This window comes from Kitasatospora setae KM-6054 (assembly GCF_000269985.1).
Taxonomy (GTDB): Bacteria; Actinomycetota; Actinomycetes; order Streptomycetales; family Streptomycetaceae; genus Kitasatospora; species Kitasatospora setae.
In genome coordinates, this window is sequence record NC_016109.1 from 5,697,667 (window position 1) to 5,711,841 (window position 14,175).

The following is a 14,175-nucleotide window of genomic DNA, read 5'->3' on the forward strand; positions in this document are numbered from 1 at the left end:
CGCGAACCCGGGCGCGCCGCTCCGGCGGGCCCGGGTGACCTCCCGCGGCCGTCGCTCGTTGGGCCGGTGGAAGGAGGACCCCAGTGAACGCGACCGTGTCCGAGGACCCCTGCCTGACGGCGGACTTCCTCGCCCTGGAGGCTCCCGAGGGCTACCGCGCCGAACTGGTCGCGGGAGAGATCGTGCTGTCGCCGCCGCAGGACGGCGACCACGAGGCCATGATCGGCCGGGTGCTCCAGCAGGTCCTCCGGGCGGAGCCCGAGTTCGACTACGGCCCGCACAAGGGACTGGTCGTCCCGGGCGGCCGGTACATCCCGGACGGCACGTTCACCGAGTACGGCGCGATGCGGGGACAGCCGGGATGGTGGGAGCCGTCCGGAGTGGTGCTGGTCATGGAGGTGACGTCCCGGCTGCCGGTGCGGGAGCACGAGCTCAAGCGGCCGGGTTACGCGCTGGCGGGCATCCCGCTCTACCTGGTCCTCGACCGGGGGGAACGGACGGCGGTGCTGTACGGCCGGCCGGTGCGCGGTGACTACACCTTGACCACCACCGCCCGTGCCGGGGCGCCGCTGCCGCTGCCCGCGCCGTTCGGGTTCGAGCTCGACACCGCCGACCTCTTCGCCTGAGCCGTTCCGGATGGCGAGACGCCGGTGCCCACGGGCGGGGCGTGTGCAACACTGCGAGGGTGTCCTCGCTTTCGCTGATTATTAGCAGCAGGCGCGCCGGTCCGCAGTGACCGTTCCACGGCAACACCCTGACCGCGGAGCGACCACGAGCGTCCAGACCCGCGCGCAGACCTCTCGCACCCGCGAGGGGTCTTTTGTTTTGCCCCCGGACCGGCACCGGACCCCACGAGGGGACGGAGACACCGGGGACGCGCGCGGGATGCTGGACAGTGGAGCCGGATCCCGATCCCGGCAGCAGCAGTAGCAGTACCTCCACCGAACGGAGAACCCAGGGCCATGACCGAGGCCAACGGCCGTCCCAGCGACGGCTTCCACGTCTTCGACACCACGCTCCGCGACGGCGCCCAGCGCGAGGGGATCAACCTCACGGTGGCGGACAAGCTGGCGATCGCGCGCCACCTGGACGAGTTCGGGGTGGGCTTCATCGAGGGCGGCTGGCCGGGCGCCAACCCCCGGGACACCGAGTTCTTCGCCCGCGCCCAGGCCGAACTGGAGTTCAGGAACGCCCAGCTGGTCGCGTTCGGCGCGACCCGCCGGGCCGGCGGCAAGGCCGCCGAGGACCCGCAGCTGGCCGCGCTGGTCGCCTCCGGCGCGCCGGTGGTGACGCTGGTGGCGAAGTCGCACGACCGGCACGTCGAGTTGGCGCTGCGCACCACGCTGGAGGAGAACCTGGAGATGGTCCGGGACAGCGTGGAGTACCTGCGCGCCCAGGGCCGCCGGGTGTTCATCGACTGCGAGCACTTCTTCGACGGCTACCGGGCCAACCCGGAGTACGCCCTCGCCGTGGTGCGCACCGCGCACGAGGCGGGCGCGGACGTGGTGGTGCTGTGCGACACCAACGGCGGCATGCTGCCGTCCGGGGTGCGCGAGACCGTCGCCACCGTGCTGGCGGAGACCGGCGCCCGGCTGGGCATCCACGCCCAGGACGACACCGGCTGCGCGGTCGCCAACACGCTGGCCGCGGTCGACGCCGGGGCGACCCACGTGCAGTGCACGGCCAACGGCTACGGCGAGCGGGTCGGCAACGCCAACCTGTTCCCGGTCGCGGCGGCGCTGGAGCTCAAGTACGACCGCCGGGTGCTCCCGGCCGGCGCGCTGGCCGAGATGACCCGGATCTCGCACGCCATCGCCGAGGTGGTGAACCTGACGCCGTCCACCCACCAGCCGTACGTGGGCTTCTCGGCGTTCGCGCACAAGGCGGGCCTGCACGCCTCCGCGATCAAGGTCGACCCGGACCTGTACCAGCACATCGACCCGGAGCTGGTCGGCAACACCATGCGGATGCTGGTGTCCGACATGGCGGGGCGGGCGTCGATCGAGCTGAAGGGCAAGGAGCTGGGCTACGACCTGACCGGCGACCGCGACCTGGCGGGCCGGGTGGTGGCCCGGGTGAAGGCGCAGGAGAACCTCGGCTACACCTACGAGGCGGCGGACGCCTCGTTCGAGCTGCTGCTGCGCGACGAGGTGCACGGCGGCGAGAAGCTGCGGTACTTCGAGCTGGAGTCCTGGCGGACCATCAGCGAGCAGGGCCCGCAGGGCTTCGCGGGCAACGAGGCGACCGTGAAGCTGTGGGCGCGGGGCGAGCGGAAGGTCGCCACCGGCGAGGGCAACGGCCCGGTGGACGCGCTGGACAAGGCGCTGCGGACGGCGCTGGAGCCGATCTACCCGGCGCTGGCGAAGCTGGAGCTGGTGGACTACAAGGTCCGGATCCTGGAGGGCCAGCACGGCACCGGTTCGAAGACCCGGGTGCTGATCGAGTCCACCGACGGCAGCGCGACCTGGTCGACGGTCGGCGTCGCGGACAACGTGATCGCGGCGTCCTGGGTGGCGCTGGAGGACGCGTACACCTACGGCCTGCTGAGGGTCGGTCAGCAGCCGTAGCGGCGGCTGGTGCGCGGAAGTGCCCAGGGGGCGTGCGGAAGGCTCCGCACGCCCCCTTCTGGCGTGTCCATTACCCCTTCGGGGGCCCCGTCACCGCAGTCGGGCGAGGAGGGCGTGTTCGACGAGGGTGATGAGGGCGCTCTTGGCGCTGTCGCGGCGTCGGGCGTCGAGGGTGATGATGGGGATCTCGGTGTTGAGTTGGAGTGCTTCGCGGACTTCTTCGGGGGTGTGGGCCTGTTGTCCGTCGAAGCCGTTGAGGGCGACGACGAAGGGGAGGCCGCTGTTCTCGAAGTAGTCGAGGGCGGGGAAGCAGTCGGCGAGGCGGCGGGTGTCGACGAGGACGACGGCGCCGATGGCGCCGCGGACGAGGTCGTCCCACATGAACCAGAAGCGGTCCTGTCCGGGGGTGCCGAACAGGTAGAGGATGAGGTCCTCGTCGAGGGTGATGCGGCCGAAGTCCATGGCGACGGTGGTGGTCGTCTTGCCGGAGACGTGGCTGAGGTCGTCGATGCCGGCGGAGGCGCTGGTCATGACGGCTTCGGTGCGCAGGGGGTTGATCTCGGAGACCGCGCCGACGAGCGTCGTCTTGCCCACGCCGAAGCCGCCCGCGACGACGATCTTGGCGGAGGTGGTGGCGCGGCTGGGGGCGGCGGCCGCGTTAGAGCTTGCGAAGTCCACTGAGGACCCTTTCGAGCAGCGTGACGTCGGGCTGGTTGCCGGATTCGCCGCCGGCTGCGGGCTGGTGGATGGCGACCAGGCCGGCCTCGGCCAGGTCCGCCACGAGGATGCGGGCCACGCCGAGCGGCAGGTTCAGCAGCGCGGAGATCTCCGCCACCGACTTCACGTCGGTGGCGCACAGCGCGCAGATCCGCTGGTGCTCGGGGAGCAGGGTGGCCATCCGGGCCGGGTCGACCGCGGCGGAGACCAGGGCCTCCAGCGCGAGTTCGTAGCGCGGCCGGGTGCGTCCGCCGGTCATCGCGAAGGGGCGGATCAGCGGCTCGGCGTCCTCCTCCTCGTCGGCGTACTCCTCGACGTAGCCGGGCTGCTGCTCCTCGTACCGGTGCGGCGGGGCGGGTTCGTGGAAGCCCTCGGGACCGGGGTAGGAGCCGTCGCCGGAGTGGTACGCGGGGCCGGGGTGGGCCTGGCCGTATCCGTCCTGCCGCTGGTACCAGCGCGGGTCGGACTGCGGGGGCAGGTACGACTGGCCACCGTTGAACTGCGGCGCGTACTGCTGCTGCTGACCGTGGCCGACGCCGGGAGCCCCGAAAGCGTCGTGGCCGGAGCCCGCGTACGGGACGCCGAACTGGCCACTGTGGTCGGGCGGTGTCACGGTTCATCTCCTCAAAGGGTGCGGCGGTGCGTTGCTGGCCGCGTCGCCGGGGAGCGCCGTGGCCGGTGGTGCGAAGGCCGTACAACGCCCGGTCCCGAGGCCGCCGAAGCGACCTCGGGACGGGCAATGAGGTCTTTCGAATACCAGGACGGTATCCGACGAACCGTCAGTGCAGGAGACTGCCCTGGAGTTCGGCCCGCAGGGCGGGCGTCAGGACCGCGCCGGCGCGGTCCACGAGGAGTGCCATTTCGTACCCGACCAGACCGATGTCGGAGTCGGGGGAGGCGAGCACCGCGAGCGCGGATCCGTCGCTCACCGCCATCAGGAACAGGAAGCCGCGCTCCATCTCGACCACGGTCTGGGTCACGTCGCCGCCCTCGAAGATGCGGCTCGCACCCGAGGTCAGCGAGGTGAGGCCGGAGGCGACGGCGGCCAGCTGGTCGGCACGGTCCCGGGGGAAGCCCTCGGACATGCACAGCAGCAGACCGTCGGCGGAGACCACCACGGTGTGGGACACCCCGGGGGTGTTGTCCACGAAATTGGTGATCAGCCAGTTCAGGTTCTGTGCGGCCTGGCTCATCTGGGTCAACTCAACGCTCCTGCTGGTTCGAGCCGCCGAAGAGATCGGTGCTGCTGTTGTGCGGTCCATCCCCGTACGCCCCCTGGTCGGGGTCGATCCGGAAGCTGCCGGTGGCACCGGGGTCGCCGCCGGCCTGGCGGCCCTGCTCGACGCCGCGGCGCAGGTTGGTCAGGCGCCCGCGGACCTCGTTCGGGTCGCGGGAGACCTGCGGGCCTTCCTGCGGGGTGGTCCGGGCGTTGCCCGGGACCAGGTTCTGGCGGGGCACCCGGCGGGGCAGGCCCGACGGGGTGATGCCGGACGAGGACGGCTCGCGGAGCTTCTCCGCGCGCTGCCAGTCGCCGTCGTTGGGCGACTCCCACTCGCTGGGCGCCGCGGTCGGACCGGTCGGGCCGTAGCCGCCGAGCGCCGACACGTCGTGGCCGCGCGGCTCGTCGACCGGGGCGGAGGTGTCCTTCGCGCCGGTGAACCAGTTCGGGGTCTCGCCGCCCGCGGCGCGGCCCGCACCGCCGCCCGCCAGCTGCTGGCCCGGCCGGCGCTGCGGCAGCGCGCCGCCGCCCGGCTGCTCCGGCGCGGTCCCGGCCGGCGGCAGGGCCGGCGGCTCCTCCGCCGGGTACGGGTGCCCGGCGGGCTCCTCGTAGCCGTAGCCGTCCCGCTGGTAGCCGTCCTGGCGGTACCCGTCCTGCTGGTACTCGTCCTGCTGGTACTCGTCCTGGCGGTACTCGTCCCGGCCGTAGCCGTCCTGCTGGTAGTCCTGCTGGTAGCCGTCCTGGCGGTACTCGTCGCCGTACTGCCCGTACGGCTGCTGGTACGCCTCGGCGTACGGGGACGGGGACTGCCGCGGCTCGGCGTAGCCCGGCTCGTCGCCGTAGGGGGCCCCGGCGTACTGCTCGGCCGGGTAGGGCTCCTCGCCGTACTGGGCGGGCGCGTACGGGTCGTCCTGGCGGTAGCCGTAGTCCGCGGCCCCGGCGGGCCGCTGCGGCTCGAAGGGGCGGCCGTACGGGTCGTCCTGGGCCTGCGGCCGGTCCTGGGCGTAGTCGGGGTGGTAGCCGGCTCCGGGCTCGCCGTAGGGCGACTCCAGGACCTCGGCCTCCACCGGCTCCCCGGCGGAGGCGCCGGGGCCGAGCTCCAGGGCGGCCCGGCGGCGCTCCTCGATCCGCTGCGAGCGCTGCATCGACTCCAGCGCGGGGGAGAAGCCGCCCGCGGGCACCTCGCCGCGGCTGGGCAGGTGGTCGTCGAAGCCGAGCTCGGCGGCGGTCCGCTCCTGGCCGTCGAACGCGGCCCACTCGGCGGTGGGCTCCTGCTCGGCGAAGATCCGGGAGACCGTGAACTCCTCGGCCTGCGGCTCCGGCGCCATCACGCCCAGCTGGGTGAGGTGCTGCGGCAGCATGACCAGCGAGGTGGTGCCGGCCGACTCGCCGGACGGGCGCAGCTGCACCCGGATGTCGTGCCGCTGGGACAGCCGGCCGACCACGAACAGGCCCATCCGGCGGGAGATGGTGGCGTCGACGGTGGGCGGCTCGGCCAGCTTCTCGTTGATCTCGGCGAAGTCCTCGGCGGTCAGGCCGATGCCCTTGTCGTGGATCTCGACCAGCACCCGGCCGTCGGGCAGCCGGGTCGCGTTGACCAGCACCCGGGTCTGCGGGGAGGAGAACGAGGTGGCGTTCTCCAGCAGCTCGGCGAGCAGGTGGACGAGGTCGGTCACGGCGGGGCCGACCACGTCGGCCTCGGGGATGCCGGCCAGTTCGATCCGCTCGTAGTGCTCCACCTCGGAGGCGGCCGCGCGCAGCACGTCGACCAGCGGGACCGGGGTGTTCCAGCGGCGGCCGGGCTCCTCGCCCGCGAGGACGAGGAGGTTCTCGCCGTTGCGGCGCATGCGGGTCGCGAGGTGGTCCAGCTTGAAGAGGTTCTCCAGCTGGTCCGGGTCGGCCTCGTTGTTCTCCAGGTCGGTGATCAGCGCCAGCTGGCGCTGGATCAGGCCCTGGCTGCGGCGCGACAGGTTGGTGAAGATCGCGTTGACGTTGCCCCGCAGCAGCGCCTGCTCGGCGGCGAGCGAGACGGCCTGCTGGTGGACCTGGTCGAAGGCGCGGGCGACCTCGCCGATCTCGTCCTTGCCGTGCAGCGGGATCGGGCTGACCGAGGTGTCGACCCGTTCCGGGTCGGTCTTGGAGAGCTTGTCGACCAGCTCCGGCAGGCGGTGGTTGGCGATGTCGAGCGCGGCGGTGTTCAGGGTCCGCATGCCGAGGATCATCGAGCGGGCGATGTAGCCGGTGAGCAGACCGGCCAGCACCAGCGAGGCGACCACGATCAGCGAGTTGAGCACCCAGTCGGTGAAGGCCCGGTCCTTGATGCCCTGGGCCTCGCTGACGACCTGGCCGAGCAGGTCGGTCTCGGCGGCGCGCAGGGCGCTCATGTGGCTCTTGGTGGCCTGGTCCCACAGCGGGCGGGTCAGGCCGTCCTTGCCGACCTGGTCGATCATCTTGGCGGCGGCGTCGCCGCCGGCCGCGGTGCTGGACAGCTGGCCGGCGTAGGACATGCCGACCGCGAGCAGGCCCGGCATGGTGGGCAGGCTGTGGCCGTCGGGCATCCGCAGCGGCAGCCGCTGGTCGGCGGTGGCCTGGTCGACCAGGGCCTGCGAGTACACCGCGATCTCGGACTCGTCCGAGGCGGTGTTGAACTCGCCGAGCGCGGTCTGCTCCAGGCGGGAGGCGACCACCAGCGACTGGATCAGGTCGTCGCCCTCGTACTTGTCCACGCCGCCGACGCCGAGGCCGACCAGCAGGTTGAGCATCAGCGCGCGCTGGGTCGAGGCGGACGCCTTGGCCAGCGACATCGCGTAGATCGCGCGGCCCTTGGAGGTGACGTTGGTGGAGCCGAAGCCGACCGAGTTGTCCACCGCCAGCAGCGGCGCGAACATCAGCGAGTAGGCGTTGGCGGTCGCGGTCGCGAACAGCTCGGGCTTGTAGGCGTTGGCGCGCAGGTGCGGCAGGTACGCCACCAGCTGCTGGAACTGGTCGTTCCGCCGCTTCATGGTGGCGTCGTCCCTGACGTCCTTGAACGCCGCGTTGTAGCCCTTCAGGGCCTCGTCGGTCTTGTCCCGGAGCTTCTTCACCTCGCCCTGGTCGCCCTGCCCGGTGAGCAGCGGCACCAGGGTCTCGTCGCGCTCCTGCTCCAGGGCGTCGGCGAGCTTGGTGGCGGCGCTGGCCAGGTTGGCGATGCGCACCGCCCGGTCGGCCTGGTTGTAGTCGTCCAGCGAGGTGTTGACGCGCAGGCCGCCGAAGACCAGGGCGATGACGACCGGGATGACCAGGATGGCCACCAGGCGGGTCGGCACGCGCCAGTTCAGCGGGGACAGGAAGTCGTACCGGCCGCCGCCGGAGCGCGGGGCGCCGTCCTTGGCGGGGACGGGACGGGGGGCCGGCTCGGCGGCGACGGCGCGCTGCTGCTGCTCGGCGCGGTCACGGTCCTCGGTCGCGGTGAACGCGGAGAACCGGCCGGCCTCCGGGCCACCGCCCTGGCCGGGGTTCGGGCCGCTACCCGGGTCCTGCTGGCGGGGCTCGGAGCGCCGCTGAGGGGTGACTGGCTGCTTACGCCTCACTCGACAACAACCTCTCGACCGACTGGCGGCCATGGATCTATCCGGCGGCTACTACCCCCCTGGCGGGCCGCGGCCCGCGTGGGTCCTACGGGGTAGCTGGAATTCCAACACGAGCGGGTGGGGCGGACAAACGCCCCCTCCGCCCCATACGTCCCGGGTGTAAAACGGACATAAAAGGGTGAACTCCCGCAAAGTTCAAGGTCATTCGCGCGCAGCGGGTTCGGGCGGCTACGCACTGTCAAACCAGTCCGGCAAATGCCTACCGAACTGTTACCGGGGGACGCGAACCATCCGTGGTACGCGGCCCCCGGCCTGGCCGTGACTCACCGCAGTCGGGCGAGGAGGGCGTGTTCGACGAGGGTGATGAGGGCGCTCTTGGCGCTGTCGCGGCGTCGGGCGTCGAGGGTGATGATGGGGATCTCGGTGTTGAGTTGGAGTGCTTCGCGGACTTCTTCGGGGGTGTGGGCCTGTTGTCCGTCGAAGCCGTTGAGGGCGACGACGAAGGGGAGGCCGCTGTTCTCGAAGTAGTCGAGGGCGGGGAAGCAGTCGGCGAGGCGGCGGGTGTCGACGAGGACGACGGCGCCGATGGCGCCGCGGACGAGGTCGTCCCACATGAACCAGAAGCGGTCCTGTCCGGGGGTGCCGAACAGGTAGAGGATGAGGTCCTCGTCGAGGGTGATGCGGCCGAAGTCCATGGCGACGGTGGTGGTCGTCTTGCCGGAGACGTGGCTGAGGTCGTCGATGCCGGCGGAGGCGCTGGTCATGACGGCTTCGGTGCGCAGGGGGTTGATCTCGGAGACCGCGCCGACGAGCGTCGTCTTGCCCACGCCGAAGCCGCCCGCGACGACGATCTTGGCGGAGGTGGTGGCGCGGCTGGGGGCGGCGGCCGCGTTAGAGCTTGCGAAGTCCACTGAGGACCCTTTCGAGCAGCGTGACGTCAGGCGTACCGCCCGACTCGCCCGCGGCGGCGGGCTGGTGGATGGCGACCAGACCGGCTTCCGCCAGGTCTGCGACGAGGATGCGGGCGACCCCGAGCGGGACGCCGGCCAGCGCGGAGATCTCCGCCACCGACTTCACGTCGCGGCACAGCGACACGATGCGGGCGTGCTCGGGCAGCAGGCCGCCGGGGGCGGTGGTGCTGGTCGTCGAGATCAGCGCCTCGATGGCCAGCTGGTAGCGCGGCCGGGTGCGACCGCCGGTCATCGCGTACGGGCGGACCAGCGGCTGCTGCTCGTAGCCGTCCGACTGCTGGCCGCCGTACCCGCCGGCCTGCTGGCCGCCGTAGCCGTTTCCGTAACCGTTGCCGTACGCGCCGGCGGGTGTCGGGGGCGGGGTCATGCGTCCTCCTTGTGCTGCAGTCGTTCGCGGCCGGAGCCCGCGGGGCCGCTGGCTGACGGGCTGTCAGCCACCGTACGGCGAAGACCTGGGGTGGGAGTGCCGAATCCGGGGGTCGGGTGAGGACCCGGCACGGTGAGGGTGGTGCTGAGAAGGAGTCGGGGTCGGGTGGGACCGGTCCGTCAGTGGAGCAGGCTGCCCTGGAGCTCCGCCCGCAGGGCCGGCGTGAGCACCGCGCCGGCCCGGTCGACCAACAACGCCATCTCGTAGCCGATCAGGCCGATGTCGGAGTCCGGCGAGGCGAGCACCGCCAGCGAGGAGCCGTCGCTGATCGCCATCAGGAACAGGAAGCCCCGCTCCATCTCGACCACCGTCTGGTTGACCTCGCCGCCCTCGAAGATGCGGCTGGCGCCGGAGGTCAGCGAGGTGAGGCCGGAGGCGACGGCGGCCAGCTGGTCGGCACGGTCCCGGGGGAAGCCCTCGGACATGCACAGCAGCAGACCGTCGGCGGAGACCACCACGGTGTGGGACACCCCGGGGGTGTTGTCCACGAAATTGGTGATCAGCCAGTTCAGGTTCTGTGCGGCCTGGCTCATCTGGATCAACTCAACGCTCCTGGTGCTCGGGGCCGAAGCCGTTGTTGCCATCGACGTCGGACCGTCCGCCCCGGGCTCCCCGGTAGCCCTCGGACGTCCCGCCGAAGTCGAAGCCCGGCCGCTGCTGCGACGCGGGACCGCCGAAGCCCGGCTGCTGCGTCCCCGCCTGGCGGCCCTGCTGGATGCCGCGGCGCAGGTTGGTCAGCCGGCCGCGCACCTCCTCCGGGCTGCGCGAGACCTGGGGACCGGTCAGCGGGCTGGCCTCGGCGCTGCCGGAGACCAGGTTGGCCTGCGGGGTGCGGCGCGGCAGCCCCGAGGTGGTCAGGCCGTTGGTCTGCGGCTCGCGCATCTGCTCGGCCCGCCGCCAGCGCTCGTCGTTCGCGGACAGGCGCCACGGCGCGTCCGGGTCGCCCTGCGGGTCGACCGGCCGGCCGCCCTGCGGACCGGACGGAGCGCCGGACTGCGGACCATCCTGCGGACCGCCCGCCGGGGCGCCGCCGAACGGCGCCGCCGGGCGCTGGCCCTGGCCCGGCTGGCCCTGCGGGCCGGTCGGACGCTGCTGCTGCTGGGGTGCGGCCGGACGCTGCTGCGGTGCACCGCCCGGTGCCGGGCGGTGCGGCAGGCCCGGCGACTGCGGGCCCGGGCCCTGCTGCGGGCGCGGCCGCTCGACCGGCTCGGCCTGCGGGCGCGCGGCCTGGCCCTGGGGGGCCGGGCCCTGCGCGCGCTCGTCGAAGCCCGGCGCGGAGGTGCCGGGGCGCTGCGGCTGGTACGGACGCGGGCGGAGCTGCTCGCGGCCCGGCGCCGACGCACCCGGCCCGGCCGGAGCGGCCTGCTCGGCCGACCGCTCGCCGGCCGTCGGCAGCGCCATCGGCTGCGGACGCTCGGCGAACTGCGGTGCCTGCGGCTGCGGCGGGACGGGCGGGAAGCCCTGGCCCACCGGGTCCGGCAGCACCGGCTCCACCAGGCCGAGGCCCAGCGGGTCGCGCGGGTCGATGTCGGACGCCTCGAAGCGCGGACGGTCGAACCCGCCCGACTGCTCGACCGGGGCGGCCGGCCCCTGCGGCGGCAGCGGACGGCGCGGCGGCTGCTCGGCCCGCCCGTGCTGGGTCGGCTCACCGCCCGGACGCCGCTGGCCCGGCTGCGGGGCGCCCTGCGGGCCCTGCGGACGGCGCGGGCCCTGGCCCTGACCCGGACCCTGCGGACCGCCCTGCGGCGGCTGGCCGAACTGACCGGGCTGGCCCTGCTGCGGACGGCGCGGCGGCAGTCCGCCGCGCTGCTGGCCCGGACCGTCCTGGAGGCCCGGGGCACCCGAGGCGCCCGGCACCCGCCGCGGCGGCAGCCCGCCGCCGGCCGGCGCACCGGCACCCGGACCGGCGGGCGCGCCCGCGCCCGGACCGGCCGGCCCGCCCTGGGCCGGGTTCTCGCGCAGCGACTGGCCGACCGAGCGGGTCGGCAGCGCGCCGGGGCGGCCCTGCGGCTGCGGCGAGCGGCCGCCGAAGGCGCCGTTCGGGCCGAAGCCGCCGTCGCCCGGCTGGCCGCCGAGCGTGCCGGGTCCGCCCGGGCCGCCGGGCCCGCCCGGCGTGCGCTGCGGCGCGGCCGGGCCGGAGGAGCCGGCGGGGGAGAAGAGGTCGGGGCTGCCGCCGGCCGGGCCCTGGCCCAGCTGCGGACGGCCCGCGGGGTCGTTCGGTCCGGCCTGGCCGAGCGCGGTCCGCGCACCGGGCAGGTCGCCCGCCGGGCGGCCCTGCTGGCGCGGGGTCGGCGCCAGGCCGCGCTGCTGCTTGCCGCCCTGCGGCGGCTGGCCGGGCTGGCCCGGCTGGCCGGCCCCGGGCCGGTTGCCGCGCCGCTCGGCGGAGTTGGTGACGTCCACCGGCAGCATGACCAGCGCGGTGGTGCCGCCGGAGTCGGACGGGCGGAGCTGGATCCGGATGCCGTGCCGCAGCGACAGCCGGCCGACCACGAACAGGCCCATCCGGCGGGAGACCGAGACGTCCACGACCGGCGGGTTGGCGAGGCGCTCGTTGATGTCGGCGAGGTCGTCGGGGGAGAGGCCGATGCCGGTGTCGTGGATCTCGATCAGCACCCGGCCGTCCGGCAGGGCGTGGCCGGTGACCCGGACCCGGGTCTGCGGGGAGGAGAACGAGGTGGCGTTCTCCAGCAGCTCGGCGAGCAGGTGGACGAGGTCGTTGACGATGCGGCCGGCGACCTCGGCGGTGGGCACCGAGGCGAGCTCGACGCGCTCGTACTGCTCCACCTCGGAGGCGGCGGCGCGCAGCACGTCGACCAGCGGGACGGGGCGGGTCCAGCGGCGGCCGGGGTCCTCGCCCGCGAGGACGAGGAGGTTCTCGCCGTTGCGGCGCATGCGGGTCGCGAGGTGGTCGAGCTTGAACAGCGAGGCCAGCTGGTCCGGGTCGGCCTCGCGGCTCTCCAGTTCGGAGATCAGCGACAGCTGGCGCTGGATCAGGCCCTGGCTGCGGCGCGACAGGTTGGTGAACATCGCGTTGATGTTGCCGCGGAGCAGCGCCTGCTCGGCGGCCAGTCGGACCGCCTCGCGGTGCACCATGTCGAAGGCGTGCGCCACGTGGCCGATCTCGTCGGCCGAGTCGACGCCGACCGGCTCGACGGTGACGTCGACGTCGTGCGGGTCGCTCTCGGAGAGCGTCTTGACCAGCTCGGGCAGCCGCCGCTCGGCGACGTCCTCGGCGGAGGTCTGCAGGCGGGTCAGCGAGCGCACCATCGAGCGGGCCACCAGGGCGGCGCCGGCGATGGCGACGACGAGCACCAGGGCGACCAGCGAGGCGTTGATGACCGACTGGGCGTCGGCGTCCGACTGCAGCTTCTGGGCCTTGCCGTTGAGGTCCTCGAGGAGCTTCTTCTCGATGACCCGCTCGGCGTTGATCTTGGCCGTGGACTCCTCGTACCACTGCTGGTAGCTGACGCCGTCGGCCTGCTTGATGCCGTTCGGGTTCAGCACCGCCTGGGCGAACCGGTCGGCCTCGGCGACGACCTTGTTGTAGCTCATGGCCGAGCGCAGCGAGCGGGCCGCGCCCTCTCCGTACAGCGCGGTGAAGTTCTCCATCGCGTTGTCCTCGGAGTTGATCAGCCGGATGCCGAAGGTCTCGTCGGAGGCGGAGAGGGTGGGCGTGACCGGGTTGGCGAGCGCGGCCGAGATCAGCGCGCGCTGCATGGAAGTGGCTTCCTTGGACAGCGAGAACTGGTACAGGGTTCGGGTGGACTTGACCAGCTCGGTGGAGTTCGAGGTGATCGCGATGTCCTGCGCGGCGCCGATCAGGTCGTTGATGATCACGTTGTAGTTGGTGATCGTGGCCTGGATGTTGTTCGGGTCGGTGAAGGCGCCGCGGCGGGCCCGGGGGAGCGTGTTGAGGTCCTTGCGGACCTGCAGCAGCAGGGTCTTGGAGCCGGCCAGGTCGAGGTCGTCGAACTTGTCGGCGGCCGCGTTGAACCGCTTCGACAGCGCGCTGCTGTCGGAGTACGCCTTCTGCACGTCCTTGTCGGTGTCCGCGTTGCCGCCGTGCGCCACCGGGCCGGCCGCGATGTCGCGCTCGGTCTGCAGGGCGTCGGCCAGGTCGGTCGCGGTCCGGGCCAGCTCGGCCAGGTCGCTCATCTGGGAGAGCTCGCGGGAGTTCTCCATCGAGCTCTGCACGCGCAGGCCGCCGAAGACCAGCGCCACCATCACGGGCAGGAGGAGCAGGGCGATCAGGCGGGTCCGGATCCGCCAGTTGCGCATGGCGAAGCGGCTCAGGCCGGTGGCCCGGCGGCGGTTGAGCGTGCCGCGCAGTCTGGCGCGTCGGCTCTTCTGGCCGGCCGGCTTGTCGCCGTCCTGCTGGGGCGCGCCGTTCGCGCCCTGCGCACCGCTGTCGGCGGCGGGCTCGGCGGGGGAGCCGTACGGCCGCTCGCCTTGGCCCGTAGTCGCCGGTGCCGCCTGGTGGGGGCCGGCCGCGGGCTCGCGCGACTCCGGGTCACCCGCGGCGCCGCTGCCCCTCTTGAAACGTCCCTGCACTGGCGTCGCAACCTCTGGACCGGGCGCCCTTCCCCGCCGTGCGGAGATAGGGCGGTGTCGAGTTTTTCCGTGGCATTCCAGCACAGCGGGGGAAGTCCAACAAGGGCCGTTACGACACGGTGTCCTGGGCCACCCTCCGCGCGCGGGGACTCAC

The 14,175-nt window shown here is 73.2% G+C and carries 10 protein-coding genes; 2 read left to right on the top strand and 8 right to left on the bottom strand.

Going from position 1 to position 14,175, the window contains the following annotated elements; genetic code table 11:
- Nucleotides 1–83 precede the first annotated feature (83 nt).
- Both KSE_RS25310 and cimA read left to right on the top strand, forming a co-directional pair.
- Nucleotides 84–626, top strand: a complete 543-nt coding sequence (locus tag KSE_RS25310; protein WP_014138204.1) for a Uma2 family endonuclease — start codon at nt 84–86, stop codon at nt 624–626.
- A 336-nt stretch (nt 627–962) separates the two neighbouring features.
- Nucleotides 963–2,567: a citramalate synthase gene (cimA, locus tag KSE_RS25315; RefSeq protein ID WP_014138205.1), complete on the top strand. Its 1,605-nt coding sequence runs from the start codon at nt 963–965 to the stop codon at nt 2,565–2,567.
- Between the two features lie 90 nt (nt 2,568–2,657).
- Here the strand turns inward: cimA and KSE_RS25320 are convergent, their stop codons facing one another.
- The 8 genes from KSE_RS25320 to KSE_RS25355 form a co-directional block, all read right to left on the bottom strand.
- On the bottom strand, nt 2,658–3,245 hold the full coding sequence (locus KSE_RS25320; RefSeq protein ID WP_014138206.1) for a GTP-binding protein: 588 nt from the start codon (nt 3,243–3,245) through the stop codon (nt 2,658–2,660).
- The gene (locus KSE_RS39385) at nt 3,226–3,897 is read right to left on the bottom strand and encodes a DUF742 domain-containing protein (RefSeq protein ID WP_014138207.1); all 672 of its coding nucleotides are present in this window, start codon (nt 3,895–3,897) and stop codon (nt 3,226–3,228) included. The genes KSE_RS25320 and KSE_RS39385 overlap by 20 nt, the downstream gene beginning before the upstream one ends.
- A 166-nt stretch (nt 3,898–4,063) precedes the next feature.
- A complete protein-coding gene (locus KSE_RS25330; RefSeq protein WP_014138208.1) occupies nt 4,064–4,477 on the bottom strand; it encodes a roadblock/LC7 domain-containing protein in 414 nt (137 codons plus the stop codon).
- A 10-nt stretch (nt 4,478–4,487) separates the two neighbouring features.
- On the bottom strand, nt 4,488–8,072 hold the full coding sequence (locus KSE_RS25335; protein WP_014138209.1) for a nitrate- and nitrite sensing domain-containing protein: 3,585 nt from the start codon (nt 8,070–8,072) through the stop codon (nt 4,488–4,490).
- A 323-nt stretch (nt 8,073–8,395) separates the two neighbouring features.
- Nucleotides 8,396–8,983: a GTP-binding protein gene (locus tag KSE_RS25340; protein ID WP_014138206.1), complete on the bottom strand. Its 588-nt coding sequence runs from the start codon at nt 8,981–8,983 to the stop codon at nt 8,396–8,398.
- Nucleotides 8,964–9,410 (bottom strand): DUF742 domain-containing protein, encoded by a 447-nt coding sequence (locus KSE_RS25345; RefSeq protein ID WP_014138210.1) that lies wholly within the window; start codon nt 9,408–9,410, stop codon nt 8,964–8,966. The genes KSE_RS25340 and KSE_RS25345 overlap by 20 nt, the downstream gene beginning before the upstream one ends.
- A gap of 179 nt (nt 9,411–9,589) precedes the next feature.
- Entirely contained in the window at nt 9,590–10,003 is a 414-nt protein-coding gene (locus tag KSE_RS25350) for a roadblock/LC7 domain-containing protein (RefSeq protein ID WP_014138211.1), read from the bottom strand.
- 10 nt (nt 10,004–10,013) lie between these two features.
- Nucleotides 10,014–14,021: a sensor histidine kinase gene (locus KSE_RS25355; RefSeq protein WP_014138212.1), complete on the bottom strand. Its 4,008-nt coding sequence runs from the start codon at nt 14,019–14,021 to the stop codon at nt 10,014–10,016.
- Nucleotides 14,022–14,175 lie beyond the last annotated feature (154 nt).